The sequence below is a fragment of the Streptomyces sp. CA2R106 genome, from assembly GCF_037034245.1.
GTDB lineage: Bacteria > Actinomycetota > Actinomycetes > Streptomycetales > Streptomycetaceae > Actinacidiphila.
On the sequence record NZ_JBAGKC010000010.1, the window covers coordinates 258,493 to 276,741 of the forward strand.

The 18,249-nt window shown below is 72.1% G+C and carries 17 protein-coding genes; 8 read left to right on the top strand and 9 right to left on the bottom strand.

The features are described 5' to 3' along the window. The first annotated feature begins 30 nt into the window (after window positions 1-30). Complete coding sequence (locus WA788_RS18010) at window positions 31-423, top strand: PLD nuclease N-terminal domain-containing protein (protein WP_335978451.1); 393 nt, start codon at window positions 31-33, stop codon at window positions 421-423. A gap of 54 nt (window positions 424-477) precedes the next feature. Here the strand turns inward: WA788_RS18010 and ccsB are convergent, their stop codons facing one another. From ccsB to hemL, 7 genes are all read right to left on the bottom strand, one after another. Beyond that, complete coding sequence (gene ccsB / locus WA788_RS18015) at window positions 478-1,560, bottom strand: c-type cytochrome biogenesis protein CcsB (protein WP_335978453.1); 1,083 nt, start codon at window positions 1,558-1,560, stop codon at window positions 478-480. Next, window positions 1,557-3,344: a cytochrome c biogenesis protein ResB gene (resB, locus tag WA788_RS18020; RefSeq protein WP_443034053.1), complete on the bottom strand. Its 1,788-nt coding sequence runs from the start codon at window positions 3,342-3,344 to the stop codon at window positions 1,557-1,559. Before resB ends, ccsB begins: the two co-directional genes overlap by 4 nt. Window positions 3,345-3,347: 3 nt before the next feature. Beyond that, window positions 3,348-4,115, bottom strand: coding sequence for a cytochrome c biogenesis CcdA family protein (locus WA788_RS18025; protein WP_335978454.1), 768 nt, complete (start codon window positions 4,113-4,115; stop codon window positions 3,348-3,350). Window position 4,116: 1 nt separating this feature from the next. Continuing rightward, a complete protein-coding gene (locus tag WA788_RS18030) occupies window positions 4,117-4,728 on the bottom strand; it encodes a TlpA family protein disulfide reductase (RefSeq protein ID WP_335978456.1) in 612 nt (203 codons plus the stop codon). Window positions 4,729-4,821: 93 nt separating this feature from the next. Then, window positions 4,822-6,180, bottom strand: a complete 1,359-nt coding sequence (locus WA788_RS18035; protein ID WP_335978458.1) for a hypothetical protein — start codon at window positions 6,178-6,180, stop codon at window positions 4,822-4,824. A 199-nt stretch (window positions 6,181-6,379) separates the two neighbouring features. After that, window positions 6,380-7,057: a histidine phosphatase family protein gene (locus WA788_RS18040; RefSeq protein ID WP_335978460.1), complete on the bottom strand. Its 678-nt coding sequence runs from the start codon at window positions 7,055-7,057 to the stop codon at window positions 6,380-6,382. Then, on the bottom strand, window positions 7,054-8,361 hold the full coding sequence (gene hemL / locus WA788_RS18045; RefSeq protein WP_335978462.1) for a glutamate-1-semialdehyde 2,1-aminomutase: 1,308 nt from the start codon (window positions 8,359-8,361) through the stop codon (window positions 7,054-7,056). Before hemL ends, WA788_RS18040 begins: the two co-directional genes overlap by 4 nt. A gap of 106 nt (window positions 8,362-8,467) precedes the next feature. On the opposite strand from hemL, the gene WA788_RS18050 reads away from it, so the two are divergent. From WA788_RS18050 to WA788_RS18065, 4 genes are all read left to right on the top strand, one after another. After that, entirely contained in the window at window positions 8,468-9,079 is a 612-nt protein-coding gene (locus WA788_RS18050) for a hypothetical protein (protein ID WP_335978464.1), read from the top strand. Window positions 9,080-9,226: 147 nt separating this feature from the next. After that, window positions 9,227-9,619 (top strand): group I truncated hemoglobin, encoded by a 393-nt coding sequence (locus tag WA788_RS18055; protein ID WP_335978466.1) that lies wholly within the window; start codon window positions 9,227-9,229, stop codon window positions 9,617-9,619. A gap of 147 nt (window positions 9,620-9,766) precedes the next feature. Further along, window positions 9,767-10,291 (top strand): hypothetical protein, encoded by a 525-nt coding sequence (locus WA788_RS18060; RefSeq protein ID WP_335978468.1) that lies wholly within the window; start codon window positions 9,767-9,769, stop codon window positions 10,289-10,291. 48 nt (window positions 10,292-10,339) lie between these two features. Then, a complete protein-coding gene (locus WA788_RS18065) occupies window positions 10,340-11,104 on the top strand; it encodes an SDR family oxidoreductase (protein WP_335978470.1) in 765 nt (254 codons plus the stop codon). Window positions 11,105-11,148: 44 nt separating this feature from the next. Here WA788_RS18065 and WA788_RS18070 read toward each other — a convergent pair whose 3' ends face one another. After that, complete coding sequence (locus WA788_RS18070) at window positions 11,149-12,342, bottom strand: RtcB family protein (RefSeq protein WP_335978472.1); 1,194 nt, start codon at window positions 12,340-12,342, stop codon at window positions 11,149-11,151. A 228-nt stretch (window positions 12,343-12,570) separates the two neighbouring features. On the opposite strand from WA788_RS18070, the gene WA788_RS18075 reads away from it, so the two are divergent. From WA788_RS18075 to WA788_RS18085, 3 genes are all read left to right on the top strand, one after another. Next, window positions 12,571-13,467, top strand: a complete 897-nt coding sequence (locus tag WA788_RS18075; protein WP_335978474.1) for a DUF3558 domain-containing protein — start codon at window positions 12,571-12,573, stop codon at window positions 13,465-13,467. Between the two features lie 89 nt (window positions 13,468-13,556). Further along, a complete protein-coding gene (locus tag WA788_RS18080; protein WP_335978476.1) occupies window positions 13,557-14,303 on the top strand; it encodes a DUF3558 domain-containing protein in 747 nt (248 codons plus the stop codon). A 176-nt stretch (window positions 14,304-14,479) separates the two neighbouring features. After that, the gene (locus tag WA788_RS18085; RefSeq protein WP_335978478.1) at window positions 14,480-16,186 is read left to right on the top strand and encodes a DUF2637 domain-containing protein; all 1,707 of its coding nucleotides are present in this window, start codon (window positions 14,480-14,482) and stop codon (window positions 16,184-16,186) included. A 107-nt stretch (window positions 16,187-16,293) separates the two neighbouring features. Here WA788_RS18085 and lysS read toward each other — a convergent pair whose 3' ends face one another. Next, entirely contained in the window at window positions 16,294-18,024 is a 1,731-nt protein-coding gene (gene lysS / locus WA788_RS18090; protein WP_335978480.1) for a lysine--tRNA ligase, read from the bottom strand. Window positions 18,025-18,249: the final 225 nt, after the last annotated feature.

Below are 18,249 nucleotides of genomic sequence, written 5' to 3' on the forward strand. Positions count from 1 at the left end.
TGGGGGCCGGGGTTTCGAATGTCGCGCTACATGCCGTTCCTACTGGTCATCGCGGTATGGATATACGCCTTCGTGGACTGCCTGGGCACCCCGGACCGGCAGGTGCGCGGGCTGCCGAAGGTGGTCTGGCTGCTGATCGTGCTCTTCTTCGGCGAGATCCTGATCGGCCCGCTGGCCTGGCTGGCGCTGGGCAAGCGGCGGGTGGCGGGCCCGCGCGGCGGCTTCGGCGCCGGATGGGGGCCGGACCTGTCCCGGCCGGCCGGGCGCCGGGAGCAGGAGCGCCCGCAGGCCGGCGATGTGCTCCAGGCGCCGCGCGAGGACTGGATACCGCCGGACGACAACCCGGAGTTCCTGCGCTCGCTCGCCGAGTTGAACCGGCAGAAGCGCGAGGACGGCACGACCCCCTCGCCCGAGGGCGAGTGAGCCGTACCGCCTCGATGAGCCCGGCGCCGCGGCGCCGGGGCGCCGCGCTCTTCGTCACACCCCGGCGTAGGAGTGCTTGCCGGTCACGAAGATGTTCACGCCGTAGTAGTTGAACAGGAAGCACGCGAAGGCGACCAGCGCCAGGTAGGCGGCCTTGCGGCCCTTCCACCCGGCCGTCGCGCGAGCGTGCAGGTAACCGGCGTACACCACCCACGTGATGAACGACCAGGTCTCCTTCGGGTCCCACTCCCAGTAGTGTCCCCAGGCCGCCTGCGCCCAGATCGCGCCCGCGATGATGGTGAACGTCCACAGCGGGAAGACCAGCGCGTTCATCCGGTAGGCGAACTTGTCCAGGCTCGCCGCGGACGGCAGCCGCCGCATGATGTTGCCCCACCGGTTGCTCTGCGCCGCCCCGGCCAGCACCGCCACCTCGTAGTGGTCGCGGAACAGGTAGAGCAGCGTGCCGACCGCGGCGAGGTAGAACACCGCGCCGGAGATGATCGCGCACGACACGTGGATCCACAGCCAGTACGAGTGCAGCGCCGGCACCAGCTGCTCGCTGGAGGTGTAGAGCACCGACAGCGCCAGGCCCAGGTCGAGCAGTACCGACGTGGTGAGGAACAGCCCGATCCAGCGGACGTTCTTCCGCAGCGCCAGCAGCAGCAGGTACGCGCCGACCGCCACCGCGCCGAACGTGGTGGAGAACTCGTACATGTTGCCCCACGGCGCGCGCTGCACCGAGGCGGCCCGGAAGGCGACGCCGCTGACGTGCAGCACCCAGGCCAGGGCGGTGAAGGAGATGGCGATCCGGCCGTACAGGTCGCCCCGCGCGTCGTCGCCCGCGGCGCCCGGGCCGTCGGCCATGTCGCGGTCGCTGGCGGAGGCGCGGGTGACGACCTTGGGCCGCTCCAGGGTGGTGGTGCCGCCGGCGGAGCGCACCGCCACCGCGGGTGCGGCCGCGCCCGCCGGCGCGTCGGCGGTGAGCGCGGCGGACTGCACGGCGATCTTGCTGCGACCGCCGAAGACCCACTCCGCGAGGTGCGCGAGGAAGGCGAGTGCGTACACGAACATCGCCGAGCGGATCAGGTAGTTGCTGTAGTTCGCGAAGTTCTCGTTGACCGCGGCCGCGAGGTTCACGCGCGGGCTCCTTCGTCGTCGGGCGGGGATGGCGGTTCGTCGGGGGTGTCCGCTGGGGCGGCTCTGACCGGTGCGTCGGGTTGCAGCTGGTCGACGAGGCTGCCCAGCTCGTCGGCGATCCGGGCCGACTCGCTGCGGCCCAGGCCGCCCAGCTCGACCACGGAGCCCTGGTCGGACGGCACCGCGCGCACCCAGATCCGGCGCCGCTGGATGAACAGCGACCCCATCAGGCCGAGGATCGCGATGATGCCGCTGACCAGCGCCAGTTCGTTGCCGGACTGGTGGGAGATGGTGAAGCTGGCCCAGCGCTTGACCCCGTCGAACTCCAGGCTGCCGGCACCGTTCGGCAGTTGCATCGAGTCGCCCACGCCGAGCGCGACACCGTTGACCCCGGTCTTGGTGTTGAGCTTGTACTGCTTCATGTGGGTGGTGTCGAGCTGGTAGACGTTCTGCGCGATGCCGGAGTCCAGGCCGAGGTCGCCGTGGTAGGCGTTCAGCCACAGGATCGGCTGCAACTCGTCCGGGAAGAGCGACACCGGGCCGCTGGAGGTGTCACCGGTCGGCGTGAAGAAGCCCTCGAAGGCGAGCTGGTCGGGCTTGCCGTTCTTGCCCATCGCGTCGGGGACCTTGATCACACCGGTCGAGGTGAGGTTGGCGTCCTGCGGCAGGAACGGCACCGGGCCCTGGTAGGCGACGTTGCCCTGGGCGTCCTTGACGGTCACCACGGGCGCGTAGCCGTGCGAGATCAGGTACACCTTCTCCCCGCCGATGCTCAGCGGGTGGTTGGTGGAGATCGTGCCCTTCGTCGGGTGCGCGCTGCTGGTGCCGCTCCAGTAGTGGATGTCCGCCTGGAACTTCAGCGCGGTGCCGCGCTCGGGGCCGGAGGTGGCGTACTTGTCCTCGAAGCTGTCCAGCGTGAAACCGAACGCCTTGAGGTCGTCCGCGCCGTAGAGCGTGCCGCCGGAGAAGTCGTCGTACTGCGTGAGGTTGTTGACGAAGCCGTCCTGGCCCTCGACCACCAGCTTGCCGCCGGACGCCGCGTTCAGCGAGGTCCAGGCGAAGCCGATCAGCAGGCCGAACAGGGCCACGTGGAAGAGCAGGTTGCCCGCCTCGCGCAGATAGCCCTTCTCACCGGCCACCGAGGTGCCGGTGGCGTCGACCCGGAACCGCCGCCCGCGCAGCGCCTTGCGGGCGGCCTGCGCGACCTGCTCCGGGCTCGCGTCGGTGTGCCAGGTGCTGTACGCCGGCAGCCGGTCCAGCCGGCGCGGCGCGGCCGGCGGCTTCGCCCGCAGCTGGCCGACGAACTGCCAGGTGCGCGGCACGATGCAGCCGGCCAGCGAGACGAACAGCAGGATGTAGATCGCCGAGAACCACGGCGAGCCGTAGACGTGGAAGAGGTCGAGCCGGGAGTACAGCGGGCTGATGTCCGGGTGCGCCTTCTTGAACGCGGCGACCTTCAACTCGTCGCTGCGCTGCGGGATCAGCGAGCCGGGGATCGCGGCCAGCGACAGCAGGAAGAGCAGGATCAGCGCGATCCGCATCGAGGTCAGCTGCCGCCACATCCAGCGCAGCCAGCCGAGCACGCCCAGCGACGGCCCGCTGGAGAGGGTATCCACCGGCTGGGTGGACAGCTGTGCGCCCGCGGCGCCGATGCCGTCCTCGCCGCCGGTGCCGTCCTGCGGCCCGTCGGGGGTGTCCGGGCCGTTGGCGTCCGGGCCCTCGGCGTCCGGCCCGGAACCCTGGCCGGGGACGCGGCCGTCGCTTGGCTTGTGCGTGATGCTCACGGTTCAGACCCCTGTGGAGAAGCCGCTGGACCAGATCTGCATCTGGTAGGTGATGTGGTCCCACACGCCGGTGACGAGCAGCACCCCGACGGCCACGAGCATGCCGCCGCCGATCCGCATGACCCAGGCGTAGTGCCGCTTGACCCATCCGAAGGCGCCCAGCGTACGGCGGAAGGCTACGGCGGCCACGATGAAGGGCACCCCGAGGCCCAGGCAGTAGAACGCCATCAGCAGCGCGCCGCGCCCGGCGCTGGCGTTGCTGAAGGCGAGCGACTGCACGGCGCCGAGCGTCGGCCCGACGCAGGGTGTCCAGCCCAGCCCGAACATCGCGCCGATCAGCGGCGCGCCGGCCAGCCCGACCCCGGGCCGGAAGTGGAAGCGGAACTCCCGCTGGGTGATGCCGCCGATCAGCCCCATGAAGGCGAGCCCGAGCACGATGGTGAGCGACCCGAAGACGCGGACCAGCACCTGCCGGTGCACCTGCAGTTCGGCGCCGAAGTTGCCGAACAGGGCGCCGCCGGAGACGAACACGGCGCTGAAGCCGAGCACGAACAGCAGCGAGCCGGCGAACATCCGCCCGCGCCGGGCCTCCCCCAGGTCGCTGCCGGTGACCCCGGTCACGTAGGAGAGGTAGCCGGGCACGAGCGGCAGGACGCAGGGCGACGCGAAGGAGACCAGCCCGGCGAACATCGCGATCGGGATGGCCGCGACGAGCGCGCCGGACGTCACCGTGTCCGCGCTGCCGGCCAGCAGGAGGGAGCCGCCCGCCACGTCACTTCTCCGCGGCGATGGGGTCCACCAGCTTGTGCAGCTGGTCCTCGGTCAGGGCGGCCAGCGCCCGGCCCGCGACCCGGCCCTGCCGGTCGATCACGAGCGTGGCCGGCAGGCTCTGCGGGTTGAGGCTGCCCTTGGGGAACTTCAGGATCAGCTTGCCGTACGGGTCGTACAGGCTCGGGTAGGTGATGCCGAAGCGCTTGTCGAACCGGGCGGCGTTGGAGCGGTTGAGGTCACGCGTGTTGATGCCGAGGAACTGGACGTCCTTGCCGGCCTCGGCCTTGGAGACCTTGGCGAGGTTGGGCGCCTCGGCCCGGCAGGGCGCGCACCACGACCCCCAGATGTTGACGACGACGACCTTGCCCTTGTAGGCGGCCAGGCTGGTCTTCCCGCCGGCCACGGTCTCGCCGGACAGCGCCGGGGCGGCCTTGCGCTGGCCGGCCTTGACCACCGTGATGTTGCCGTTGCCGCTGACGAAGTTGGCGTTGCCGCCACTGGAGGACGAGGAGGACGAGCTGCAGGCGGCGAGCGTGAGCGCCAGCGCCACGGCTCCGGCCGGCGCGGCGGCGCGGCGGAGCAGGTGGCGGCCGAAGGCGCGCGGAGAACTCATGTGAAAAGTTTCGCATGAGCCCCCGCGCGATCTTCCCCACCCCCCACCGGCAACCCCAAAGACGGCAATTGCCCCAAGTAAGGATGCGTGGGGTCAGGTCGCCGAGGGAACCTCCGGCGATGCGCCGGCCCCGACCGGGCTGTCGGCCGACCCGCCGGCGGAGCCCCCTGCGGAGGGCCCGGCGCCGGTCGCGTCGGACGCCGGCACCTGGCCGGTGAACCGCTTCCAGCCGCCGGCCGGCTGCTCCCCGACCTCCAGTTCGCGCAGCTTCGCCAGCATCGCCGGGTCCTGGGCGTCCAGCCAGTCGGCGAGCTGCTGGAAGGAGACCAGCCGCACGTCCTTGTAGCCGAGCGAGGCGATGTGCTGCAACGCGCCCTCGACGGCGTCCATGTAGATGCCGCCGTTCCACTCCTCGAAGTGGTTGCCGATGTAGAAGGGCGCGCGGTTGGTCTCGTAGGCCCGCTCGAACCCGGCGATGTACGAGGCGGTCGCCTGGCTGCGCCAGTACGGGTAGTTGCGCGGGTCGGACTTGGTGGCGGCGTGCGACTGGTTGGCGAGCATGTTGTAGTCCATGGACAGCACCTCGAAGGTGTGCCCGGGGAACGGGATGAGCTGGAGCGGGAAGTTCCACAGGCCCTGCATCTTGTCCGGCCAGGTCTGGTTGCCGCCGGGGTTGCTGGTGTCGTAGCGCCAGCCGAGCGCGGCGGCGGTGGGCAGCAGGTTGTTCTGGCCGAGCAGGCAGGGGGTGCGGCTGCCGATCAGGGTCTTCTCGTAGTCGAACGGCAGCGGCTCCTCGTCGTGCCAGCCGGTGTTGGTCTTCCACTGGGTGACGAACGACACGGCCTGGTCGATCTCGCTCTTCCAGTCCGCCGGCGTCCAGCGGGCGACGCTGCCGGCGCCGGCGCAGAAGTGGCCGTTGAAGTGGGTGGCGATCTCGTGGCCCGCGGTCCACGCCTGCCGCAGGTTGTCCAGCGTCATCCTGATGTGGTCGTCGGCGAGGTAGCCGATGTCGGAGGCGCCCAGCGGGCCGTTCGGCGGCGCGTACTGGAGCTTCTTGCTCTCCGGCAGCAGGTACAGGCCGGAGAGGTTGAAGGTCATCTTGGCGCCGTGGTCGTCGGCGAGCTTGCGGAAGCGGGGGAAGAGGCCGTTGCCGATCTCGCCCGCGCCGTCCCAGGAGAAGACCACGAACTGCGGGGGCGTCTGGCCCGGTTCCAGCCGGTCCACCACCGGCTGGCCGGGCTGCGGCCCGGTGTCGGCGGTGGAGCCGTCGCCGATCAGCCGCACGGTAGGCGGCGCCTTCGGCCCGCTCGCCCCCTGGTGCTCCCCCGTGCTGCGGGACCGTGGCGCGGCACCCGAGGAGCCCCCGTCCTTTCCGCCGCACCCCGCCACCGCGACACCCGCGGCGGCTCCGGCGGTCGTGGTCAACAGGGCCCTTCGGGTCATGGCACTCATGCGATCCCCGTCTCTCGGCGGCTGCGTCGTTGCCCCTCACCACTTCCTCGCGGGCAGCACGAAACGGAGACTCGCCGACAGATAGGGCACTTATGGACTAATCAGATCACCTTAAAAGAGGCCCATTTCGGGCATATGCACCAACGTCCGGGGCGGAGGCCGGAGCCACCTGGACCGGGCGCCGGCCCGGCCGGAACGCCTACGCGCCGACCGAGCCGCGTACCGGCTTGGCCCCCGCGCGCAACCGCGCCGGGACCAGGTCGATCGCCGGCTCGCTGTAGCCCACGGAGACGATCTCGTCGCCCTGGAACGTGAAGCTCGTCACGCTCGCCAGCGTGCACTGCCGCTTGCGCGGGTCGTGCCACAGCCGCCGCTTCTCCGCGTACGACCGCACGATCCAGATCGGCAGCTGGTGGCTGACGCACACCGCCTCGTGCCCGCGCGCGGCGTCCCGCGCGGCGCCCAGCGCGGCCATCATCCGCACCACCTGGTCGACGTACGGCTCGCCCCAGCTCGGCCGGAACGGGTTCGTCAGGTACTTCCAGTTCGCCGGGCGGCTCAGCGCGCCGTCGCCGACGCCGAACGTCTTGCCCTCGAAAATGTTCTCCGCCTCGATCAGCCGCGGGTCGGTCGCCAGGTCCAGCCCGTGCGCCTTCGCGATCGGCGTCGCGGTCTCCTGCGCCCGCTCCAGCGGCGACGCGACGACGTGGCGGATGTCACGCCCCGACAGGTGCTCGGCGACCCGCTCGGCCATCTGCCGGCCGAGCTCGGAGAGGTGGTAGCCGGGCCGGCGCCCGTACAGCACGCCCTCGGGGTTGTGCACCTCGCCGTGGCGCATCAGGTGCACCACGGTCAGCTCAGGGTGTTCGGCACTCATGCGTGGGCCTCCGCTGCGGCACGTGCGGCGGCGGGCAGCGCCGCGGCGATCCGCTGCACCGCCTGCTCGTCGTGTGCGGTCGACACGAACCAGGACTCGAACGCGGACGGCGGCAGGTAGACGCCCTGCGCCAGCATCGCGTGGAAGAAAGCGGTGAAACGGTACGCCTCCTGCCGCTTCGCGTCGGCGAAGTCGCGCACCTCGGAGTCGGTGAAGAAGACGGAGAACATGCTGCCCGCGGTCTGCACCCGGTGTGCGACGCCCTCCTTGTCCAGCGCCGCGCTCACCAGCTCGCGGATCTGCGCGGAGACCGCGTCGAGCCGCGCGTACGCGGCCGCGTCCAGCAGCCGCAGCTGGGCCAGACCGGCGGCGGTGGCGACCGGATTGCCCGACAGCGTGCCGGCCTGGTACACCGGCCCGGCCGGGGCGAGCGCGGCCATCACGTCCGCGCGGCCGCCGAAGGCCGCGGTGGGGAAGCCGCCGCCCATCACCTTGCCGAAGGTCATCAGGTCCGGGCGCACCCCGTCGATCCCGTACCAGCCCGCGGCGCTGACCCGGAAGCCGGTCATCACCTCGTCGGAGATGTACAGGGCACCCTCGGCCGTGCACAGTTCCTTGAGCTGGGCGTTGAAGCCGTCCCGCGGCGGCACCACGCCCATGTTGCCGGGCGACGCCTCGGTGATCACACAGGCGATCTCGCCCGGGTGGGCGGCGAACGCGGCCCGTACGGCCTCGATGTCGTTGTACGGCAGCACCACGGTGTCGCCGGCCTGCGCGCCCGTCACCCCCGGGGTGTCCGGCAACCCGAACGTGGCGACCCCGGAACCGGCCGCCGCCAGCAGCGCGTCCACATGACCGTGGTAGCAGCCGGCGAACTTCACCACCTTCGCGCGGCCGGTGAAGCCGCGGGCCAGCCGGATCGCCGACATCGTGGCCTCGGTGCCCGAGGACACCAGGCGCACCTGGTCCAGCGGCTCGACCCGCGCCACCATCGCCTCGGCGAGCGCGACCTCGCCCTCGGTGGGCGTCCCGAACGAGGTGCCCCCCGCCACGGCCGCCTGCACGGCCGCGATCACCTCGGGGTGCGCGTGGCCGAGAATCATCGGTCCCCACGAGCAGACGAGGTCGACGTACTCGCGCCCGTCGGCGTCGGTCAGATACGGACCGGCACCGGAGACCATGAACCGCGGCGTACCGCCCACCGCGCGGAACGCGCGCACCGGGGAGTTCACGCCACCTGGGGTCACGGCCGCCGCGCGGTCGAAGAGTTCCTGGGACACTGGTGCTTCGTACGGATAGCTCACAGGCACATGCTCTCAAACGACGGGCGTTGCGCCGCAACGTCTCGACCTCGCATCTGAGACGATGATCGGGTTGCATGGTTGGGTCGACGGATGGTCGGGTAGTGGAATGCAGCAGCGCGGTGGTGAACCGGGCGACGTGCCGGGCGATCGCGAGCCTGAAAACCCCCGTCCCACCGGCCGGCGGCGCCGGCCCGCCGATCGCGCGCCGCAGGACAACACCGGCTCCGGTGCCGACCGACCGGAGCAGCGACCGACCGCAGAGGGCAGGAGCAGGGGTGGCCGAGTGGGGGTGACCTACAAGTACTTCGGCGCGCCCGACGGGGCCACGGCGGCCCGCGTCCCCATCTCCATGCGCCCGGAGGAACTCGGGGGCGACGAACTCGGCCAGGGCCTGTACACCAAGGTCAAGCCGGAGACCATGGCCGCGATGGTGCTCACCGGCATCGAGGGCATACCTCCCTCCAAGGTCCCGCCGCTCGAACTCGTCGTGCTGCACCCGGACTACGCGGTCGTCCGGCTGCCCGCGTCCGTGGTGGACCCGCTGCGCACCGCCAACGAGGAGTCGCTCGGCGCCGCCGCCTTCATCTGGTCCACGGTGCCCGACCGGCGCGGCCCGCGCGACGCGTTCGTCATCTACCAGATGCTCCACGAATGGCAGGACTTCGCCCGCCGCTGCGAGGAGTCCGGCCACCAGCTCTACTGCCTGGTCTGGCCGTAGGGCCTGGCGCCCGCCCGGACCCCCTCCCGTGTGACCGCCGCGTGTACGGCCGCTCACACTCGCAACCCGCGTGCTGTCAGCGGGACTTGACGGCCGGATAACCGGCGGGTCACCGCGGTGGAAAGCGGCCGCCGAATCATCGGGGCCATGACGGACACGACATCGGCAGGGGCCACTGCGGCCGAACCCACGATCTTCGACCGTATCGGCGGAGCGGACGCGGTGGCGGCCGTGGTCGACCTCTTCTACGACCGGGTGCTGGCCGACCCGGACCTGGCCGGGTACTTCGAGGGCCAGGACATCGAGCGGATCAAGGGCCACCAGCGGAACTTCGTCGGCCAGGCGCTGGGCGCCCGGCGGCCCTACTCGGGGCGGACGATGCGGCGCGCCCACGAGCAACTGGCCATCACCTCGGGCGCGTTCGACAAGGTCGTGGCGCACCTGGCGGCCTCGCTCGCGGAGGCGGGCGTGGACGAGGAGACCATCGGCACCATCGCGGGGGTGCTGGGGCCGCTGAAGCCGGAGATCGTGACGGCGTGACGGCGTGACGGCGTGAGGGTATGACCGGCGCCCGGGTTCGGGCCGGGCCCGGGTGACATCCGGCGGCCCCGGACATGACAGATGTCACCGGCGACCGCGGACGTCCGGCTCTGCCGCCGGCCACCCCGCGACCGGGACGCTGGACGCATGGCAACCACCGAGGCAGTCCCGCAGACCACCAGCCGCACGGCGCCCCCGCCCACCGGCCCCGACCGCGGCCCGGACACCGACACCCGCGCTGGCACCGCCACCGGCACCGGCACCGGCACCACGGACCCCTGCGCGTACCAGCCCGTCCCCGTCTGGTTCTTCGCCTTCGAGGGCCTGATCGGCGCCTCCTACGACGTCCTGCGGACCAGCCGCTACGGCTGGGTCGTCGTCGCGGTCGCGGTCGCGGTGAACATCGTGCTGACCAGGACCGTGCTGCGCGGCCGGCTGAAGACGGCGAAGGCGATCCTGCGCGGCCGCCAGACCCGGCTGCTCGCCGTCGGGCTGCTCGCGCTCCGCGTCGGCGCCCACTTCGCGCTCGGCATGGTCGGGGCCGAGGCGGCCTCGCCGGTCGCGCACACCGTGTTCGCGGGGCTGATGTGCGCGACGACGGTCACCCTGCTCGCCTTCGACCAGCGGGTCATGCTGCGGGCGCTGAACTCGGACAGGTGCGCGAGCGCGTAGCGCCCGCACCTATGCTGAGCGGCAGCCCCGTACGAAAGGCAGCGCGACATGACTTCCCGTACCGCAGTGGTCACCGGTGCGAGCAGCGGCATCGGCGCCGCGACCGCCCGCCGGCTCGCCGAGGCCGGCTACCACGTCGCGCTGGCCGCCCGCCGCACCGACCGGCTGGACGCGCTGGCCAAGGAGTTGACCGACGCCGGCCGCAGCGCCTCCGTGCACGCCCTGGACGTCACCGACCGGGCCGCGGTGGACGCCTTCGCCGCCGACCTCGGCGCCCTGCCCCCGCTGCACGTCCTGGTCAACAACGCGGGCGGCGCGCTCGGCACCGACCCGGTCGCCACCGCCGACCCGGACGAGTGGCGCACCATGTACGAGGTCAACGTGCTCGGCGTGCTCCACGTCACCCAGGCGCTGCTGCCCGCGCTGACCGGCTCCGGCGACGGAACCGTGGTGGTGCTCTCCTCCACCGCCGGCCTGGCCCCGTACGAGGGCGGCGGCGGCTACGTGGCCGCCAAGCACGGCGCCCACGTCATCGCCGAGACGCTGCGCCTGGAGCTCAACGGCCGACCGGTGCGGGTGATCGAGATCGCCCCCGGCATGGTCAAAACCGAGGAGTTCGCCCTCACCCGCTTCCACGGCGACGCCGAGCGCGCCGCCGCCGTCTACGCGGGCGTGGCCGAGCCCCTCACCGCCGACGACGTCGCCGACACCGTCGCCTGGGCCGTCACCCGCCCGCCCCACGTCAACGTCGACCTGCTGGTCCTGCGCCCCCGCGCCCAGGCCAGCAACACCAAGGTCCACCGCGAGCAGTAGCCCCCACCCGCCTGCCGGACGTGCGGGGTGCGGCAGCAGCCCCCTCAGCCCTTGACGCAGACGACCTGCTTGAGCTTCGCCACCACCTCGACCAGGTCGCGCTGCTGGTCGATGACCTGCTCGATCGGCTTGTACGCGCTGGGGATCTCGTCCACGACGCCGGCGTCCTTGCGGCACTCCACCCCGCGGGTCTGGTCCGCGAGGTCCCGTACGGTGAAGCGCTTCTTCGCCGCGCCCCGGCTCATCCGGCGGCCGGCGCCGTGGGACGCGGAGTTGAACGCCGAGGCGTTGCCCAGGCCGCGCACGATATACGAAGCGGTACCCATGGAACCGGGGATGATGCCGTACTCGCCGCTTCCCGCGCGGATCGCGCCCTTGCGGGTGACGAGCAGGTCCATCCCGTCGTAGCGCTCCTCGGCCACGTAGTTGTGGTGGCAGGAGATCTCGGGCTCGAAGGCGGGCTTCGCCTTCTTGAACTCCTTGCGGACGACCTCGCGGAGCAGGGTCATCATCACCGCGCGGTTGTACTTGGCGTACTCCTGCGCCCAAAACAGGTCGTTGCGGTAGGCCGCCATCTGCGGGGTGTCGGCGACGAAGACCGCGAGGTCCCGGTCGACCAGGCCCTTGTTGTGGGGCAGGCCCTGGGCGACCCCGATGTGGTGCTCGGCCAGTTCCTTGCCGATGTTGCGGGACCCGGAGTGCAGCATGAGCCATACCGCGTCGGACGTATCGATACAAACTTCAACAAAGTGGTTGCCCGAGCCCAGCGTGCCCATCTGCTGGGCCGCGCGTGCGGCGCGGAACTTGACCTCGTCGGCGAGTCCGTCGAAGCGGGACCAGAAGTCGGTCCAGCCCGCGGTGCGGAACCCGTGGATCGCCCCCGGGTCCACCGGGTCGGCGTGCAGCCCGCGGCCGACCGGGATGGCCTGCTCGATCTTCGTCCGCAGCCGGGAGAGGTCGCCGGGCAGGTCGCCGGCGCGCAGCGAGGTCTTCACCGCGCTCATGCCGCACCCGATGTCGACGCCGACCGCGGCCGGGCAGACCGCGCCGTGCATGGCGATGACCGAGCCGACCGTCGCGCCCTTGCCGTAGTGCACGTCGGGCATGACCGCCAGGCCCTTGATCCAGGGCAGCGAGGAGACGTTGCGCAGCTGCTGCATGGCGCCCTGCTCGACGGACGCGGGGTCGGCCCACATCCGGATCGGTACGCGCACGCCCGGCAACTCGGTGTACGACATGGTTTCCCCCCGATGGCGGTACGGATAATGGAGCGACAATACGAAGAATGGATGCGAGCCATGCTCCGCGCCGGCCCGCGAGGGCACGTGCGGCATGGCGGTCCGGTCGCACCCGCGAGCTCGTGCGAGCCGTCCGGTGCGCCCGCCCCGACGGGCGGTTTCCGCCCCCGGTGCGGTAGACATTGTGTCCAAGGCTCGCTCGTATGCGCCAAGGAATTACCGCGAGGAATGACGAAAGGGGTCCGGCCGGTGCGGTCCACGTTGCCGTCGACACGAAGGCTGCCGCTCGCCGCCGGAGCCGTCCTGACCGCGGTCGCGGTCGCCGTCCTGGGCGCGTGCACCGGTCCCGGCTCGTCCGACGGCGCGGACAAGGACGGGACGGCCGGACCGGTCGGGGGCGCCGCCGCCTCCGCGGCGCCCGGCAAGTACCAGACGCTGCCGCAGCCCTGCTCCGCGGTGGACGCGGACTCGCTGAAGCGGCTGGTGCCGGGCCTGGCCGACTACTCCGGCACGGAGGCGCTGACCTACGACACCGACCGGCTGGTGGGCTGCTCGTGGCAGGCCAAGGCGGCCGACGGCGCCTCCCGCTCGCTGAAGCTGAGCATGGTCCGCGTGGTGTCGTACGACCCGTCCGTCAGTGACGAGGCGCAGGCGACGTCGGACTTCGAGAAGAAGGCCCAGGCGGCGTCCATCCCGCTCACCCCGGCCGACGGGTCGTCGACGAACCCGACCGCCTCCTCGACGGCGTCCGGCACCTCGTCGTCGTCCTCGTCGTCGTCCGGCGGCTCCGGCGGCACCGGCAGCAGTTCGAGCGGCAACGCGGCCGACAGCTCCACCGGGACGAACGCGGCAAACGGCACGGACAGCACCGGCACGAGTGCCGCGAGCCTCGCCCCGCGCCTGCTGTCGGGTGTGGGAAACGCCGCATTCATCAACGACGTCGCCTCGACCGCCGGAAAGGGCGCGAGCCGCACGGTGACGCTGGTTTTCCGCACCGCGAACGTCCTGGCGACCGTCACGTACACGCAGTCCTCGACCAGCGACGCACAGCCACCGGACAGCGCTGACCTGCAAAAGGACGCCGAGAAGGTGGCCAGCGACCTCCAGCACAGGGTCGAGGGCTGACCCGGCGGGCGGACCGGGGCCGGCCCTCGACCCCTTAGGGTGGTGGGCCGAACCGGCCCGACCACCCCGCTGCCGAAGGACCCGAGACCATGGAACGACGTCGACGCCCCTCCAAGCGCCGCCTGACCGTGCTGCTCGCCTGCGCGGCCATGCCCGCCCTGCTGGTGGCCGGCTGCTCCGGCGGCTCGTCCGGCTCGTCCGGCTCCTCCACCGCGTCCGCCTCGGGCTCGTCCGCGGACGACGGCAGCGGCAAGGGCGGTTCGGCCGCGCCGAGCGCCACCACCACCGCCCCGCTCGCCGCCGCCCGGTTCCAGACGCTGCCGTCGTCCTGCAAGACGATCACCAAGGCCACCATCAGCGACCTGGTCCCGAAGGCCAAGCACAGCGGCGGCACCGCGACGGACACCGCCGGCGCCAGCAACACCCGCAGCGGCTGCTCCTGGACCGGCAACGGCAAGGACGGCTACCAGTACCGCTGGCTGTCGGTCAGCCTGGAGCGCTACGACTCCTCGGCCGACCTCGGCGCCGCCGACCTCCAGGCGCACAAGCAGTTCACCGACCAGGTCGCCTCGGCGGAGAAGGACGCGGGCACCACCGCCACCGGCATCACCGGGCTCGGCGACGAGGCCCGGTCGATCAGCGGCTGGACGATCGTGTCGAAGGTCAAGTCGCAGAACGACTCCGTGGTGGTCCGCACCGGCAACGTCGTGGTGCTCGTCGAGTACGACGGCGCCGGCCTGGAGGGCAAGAAGAACCCGAGCGCGAAGTCCGTGGACAGCGACGCGAAGCGCGCCGCGAAGGACGTCGTCGCCGCGGTCGCGGCCGCCAACGCGTAGCACCGCCGCCACCGGGCTCCGCGTAACAACTCGGCCTCACCCGGCCCCGTATCCGTACGTTTGTCCGACCGCGAGCGGGCCCGGGCGTCAACCGATCCTCACGACGCCACCCGTATGTGGCAGTCTGGGGCGGCCAGTTCAGGGGAAGAGGTGCCGAGCAGCAGGAGGGGCCGCGGGTGGCCGCGATACGTTTGACCCGGACACACCGGATATTGGTCGGCATCGTCATCTCCGGTGCCGTGGTGATCGCCGGGATCGGTTTCGCCGGTTCGTACGCCGCCGTGCGCACGCTCGCCCTGCACAAGGGCTTCGGCTGGTTCGCCAACGTCTTCCCGATCGGTGTGGACGCCGGGATCGTCGTCCTGCTCTCGCTCGACCTGCTGCTGACCTGGCTGCGCATCCCCTTCCCGCTGCTGCGGCAGACCGCGTGGCTGCTCACCGCCGCCACCATCGCCTTCAACGGCGCCGCGGCCTGGCCGGACGCGCTCGGCGTCGGCATGCACGCGATCATCCCGGTGCTGTTCGTGGTGTCGGTCGAGGCCGCCCGGCACGCGATCGGCCGGATCGCCGACATCACCGCCGACAAGCACATGGAGGGCGTGCGCATCACCCGCTGGCTGCTCGCCCCGCTGCCGACCTTCCGGCTGTGGCGGCGGATGAAGCTGTGGGAGCTGCGCAGTTACGAGGAGGTCATCCGGCGCGAGCAGGACCGGCTGGTCTACCGGGCCCGGCTGCGGGCGCGGTACGGCATCGCGTGGCGGCGCCGCGCCCCGGTCGAGGCGATCATGCCGCTGCGGCTGGCCCGCTACGGGGTGCCGCTGTCCGAGACGGCCGACGCGGGGCTGGAGGCGGCGGGCATCGAACTGCTGCCCCCGGCCAAGCAGTTGACGGCGGGGAGCGGTGGGGCGGACGCGCTCGCCACGGGTGACGCGGCGGACGGCGGGCAGGCCGCCGACGAGCGGGCGGGTACCGCGGGCAGGGCTCCGGCCGCGGGCCAGGCCGGCCCGGGTGGACCGGGTGGGCCGGGTGGCCGAAACGGGTCCGCCGGACCGGTGCCGAACGGCCCGGTGAGCGACCTCGACGACGACTTCGACCTGGCACTGGCCCAGGCGCAGGAGTACGAACGGCAGTTGTACGAGCGCCAGCTGCTGGAGCAGCAGGGGTACCAGCAGGGCGATTGGCAGGGCGCGCCCCACCACAGTCCGTGGTTCGCCGCGCAGCGGGCCGCCGCCCAGGCGGAGTTCCCGGGCCACCCCTACCCCGGGCCGTACGGCGGGCCGGAGTACGACGAGGCCCAGCAGGGCTTCGCGGCCCAACAGGGCTTCGCGGCTCAGCAGGGCCAGGCTCCGGTGCCGGGCGCCGAACCGCAGCAACCGCAGCAACCGCAGCAACCGCAGCAACCGCAGCAACCGCAGGTGATGGTGCCCGCCGGGCCCAACCGCACCCGACCGCTGGGCACCGTGGGCACCGTGGGCACCGAGGGCGAAGTGCCGCCCGAGGCACTCAACGGTGCGAACGGCACCCCGGTCCAGGGCGAGGGCGGCATCGCGCTGCCCGGCCAGCGCACCGAGGCACCCGCTGCCGCTCCCACTCCCGAGCCGGCGGCCGAGGCGGCCCCCGCACCGGAACCGGAGTCCGACCTCGCCACCTACCCGTCCGGCACCCTGCGCCTGCCCGACGACGTGCCGGTCGCCGACGCCTACTTCGCCGCCTACCGCCAGTACGTACGGGAGCAGGGCAGCTTCCCCAACACCCGCCAGCTCGCCCGGCTGCTGGAGGAGGCGTACGGCGGCAACGCACCCGAGCAGCGCGAACTGGTCGCCGCCCACCGCGAGTTGCGCTACCGCTACACCTCCGAGGCAGAGGCCGAGTACATCCCCTGATCGGGCGCCGATCCGGCCCGCCCCGCCCCTGATGCCGATCCGGCGGGGCGCCGCACTGCCGCACGGCGCCCCGCTCCTGCGGCCGGGAGCCGGCCGTCAGCAGTCAGTCAGGAACCGCCGCCCAGCAGCGACCGCACCCGGTCCTGGCCCACGGCCAGCAGCAGGGTCGGCAGCCGCGGACCGGTGTCCCGGCCGACCAGCAGTTCGTACAGCAGCACGAAGAACGACCGCTGGGCCGCCTTGAGTTCGGGCGTCGGCTTCGCGTCGGGCGTCAGGCCGGCCCGGATCTTCGGCACCGCGTAGACCAGGGTGGTCAGGCCGTCCAGCGACCAGTGGCTGTCCAGGCCGTCCAGCAGCAGCTTCAGGGAGCCGCGGTCGGCGTCGTCGAGCGCGGCGAGGCGGTCGGTGTCGGGCTGGTCGCGCACCACGGTGCGCTGCTCGGCCGGGACGTACGTCGCGATCCAGTCCTCGGCGCGGTCCAGCCGCGGCCGCACCTCGGCGAGCGAGGTGAGCGGGTGCTCCGGGTCCAGCTCGGAGAGGATGCGCAGCGTCTGCTCCTCGGCGCCCGCGGTCACGTCGGCGACCGAGGCGAGGGTGCGGTACGGCAGCGGGTGGACGGTGCGCGGGAGTTCACCGCGGGCGGTACCGACCGCCCGGCCGTACGCCGCCGCGTCGGCGGGGAGCACGGTGCCGTCGGCGACCTTGCGGGAGAGCGCGTCCCACTCGTCGTACAGCCGCTGGATCTCCTGGTCGAAGGCGATCTTGAAGGACTGGTTGGGCCGGCGGCGGGCGTACAGCCACCGCAGGATCTGCGGCTCCATGATCCGCAGGGCGTCGCCGGGGGTGGGCACGCCGCCCTTGGACGAGGACATCTTGGCCATGCCGGAGATGCCGACGAACGCGTACATCGGCCCGATCGGCTGCTTGCCGCCGAAGATCGGTCCGACGATCTGCCCGCCGACCTGGAAGGACGACCCGGGCGAGGAGTGGTCGACGCCGGAGGGCTCGAAGACCACGCCTTCGTACGCCCAGCGCATCGGCCAGTCGACCTTCCAGACCAGCTTGCCGCGGTTGAACTCGCTGAGCCGGACCGTCTCGGAGTGGCCGCAGGCGCAGGTGTAGCTGAGCTCGGTGCTCTCGTCGTCATAGCTGGTGACGGTGGTGAGGTCCTTGCCGCAGCGCGCGCAGTACGGCTTGTACGGGTAGTACTCCGCGCCGGCGCCGCTGCCGTCGTCCTCCGCCGCGGCGCCCGAGCCCTCGGCGGCCGCCAGCTCCGCCTCGTCGACCGGCTTCTGGCCCTGCTTGGCGGCGGGGGCGGCCTTCTTCGTGCGGTACTGCGCGAGGATCGCGTCGATGTCGGCGCGGTGCCGCATGGCGTGCAGCACCTGGTCGCGGTAGGCACCCGCGGTGTACTGCGCGGTCTGGCTGATGCCGTCGAACTCCACGCCGAGGGCGCCCAGGGCGTCGACCATGGCGGACTTGAAGTGCTCCGCCCAGTTCGGGAACGGGGAGCCGGCCGGGGCGGGCACCGAGGTCAGCGGCTTGCCGATGTGCTCGGCCCACGAGTCGTCGACGCCGGGGATGCCCTTGGGCACCTTGCGGTACCGGTCGTAGTCGTCCCAGGAGATGAGGTGGCGCACCTCGATGCCGCGGCGCCGGATCTCGTCGGCCACCAGGTGCGGGGTCATGACCTCGCGGAGGTTTCCCAGGTGGATCGGGCCGGAGGGGCTGAGCCCGGACGCGACGACAACGGGTTTCCCGGGGGCGCGGCGCTCCGACTCGGCGATGACGTCGTCCGCGAAACGGGAGACCCAGTCGGCCTCGGTGCTTGCTGCCACGGTCCTCTTCTTCCTGGGGGTCTTCGACGGTGCTCGCCGCCGGCCGCGAAGCGTCCGCGGGACCGGCGGGCCGGGACCTGCCCGGCACCTTCATTCTCCCAGACCCGGCGCGTGCGGCGGCCAGCGAATAATCCGCCTGTGGACAACCCGGCGCGGCCGCTTCCGCCTGTGGATAACCCGGTGAGGGGGTCGCGGGGCCCGTGGGACAATGATGTCGCCACGGTC

Coding starts and splice junctions, on each gene's coding strand:
- WA788_RS18070 (WP_335978472.1), bottom strand. CDS start 12,342: ATGTCGTACACCGAGTTGCCGGGCGTGCGCGTACCGATCCGGATGTGG.
- WA788_RS18040 (WP_335978460.1), bottom strand. CDS start 7,057: ATGAGTGCCGAACACCCTGAGCTGACCGTGGTGCACCTGATGCGCCAC.
- WA788_RS18030 (WP_335978456.1), bottom strand. CDS start 4,728: ATGAGTTCTCCGCGCGCCTTCGGCCGCCACCTGCTCCGCCGCGCCGCC.
- WA788_RS18060 (WP_335978468.1), top strand. CDS start 9,767: ATGGCAACCACCGAGGCAGTCCCGCAGACCACCAGCCGCACGGCGCCC.
- WA788_RS18055 (WP_335978466.1), top strand. CDS start 9,227: ATGACGGACACGACATCGGCAGGGGCCACTGCGGCCGAACCCACGATC.
- WA788_RS18010 (WP_335978451.1), top strand. CDS start 31: ATGCCGTTCCTACTGGTCATCGCGGTATGGATATACGCCTTCGTGGAC.
- WA788_RS18065 (WP_335978470.1), top strand. CDS start 10,340: ATGACTTCCCGTACCGCAGTGGTCACCGGTGCGAGCAGCGGCATCGGC.
- WA788_RS18050 (WP_335978464.1), top strand. CDS start 8,468: ATGCAGCAGCGCGGTGGTGAACCGGGCGACGTGCCGGGCGATCGCGAG.
- WA788_RS18080 (WP_335978476.1), top strand. CDS start 13,557: ATGGAACGACGTCGACGCCCCTCCAAGCGCCGCCTGACCGTGCTGCTC.
- WA788_RS18035 (WP_335978458.1), bottom strand. CDS start 6,180: ATGAGTGCCATGACCCGAAGGGCCCTGTTGACCACGACCGCCGGAGCC.
- WA788_RS18075 (WP_335978474.1), top strand. CDS start 12,571: ATGACGAAAGGGGTCCGGCCGGTGCGGTCCACGTTGCCGTCGACACGA.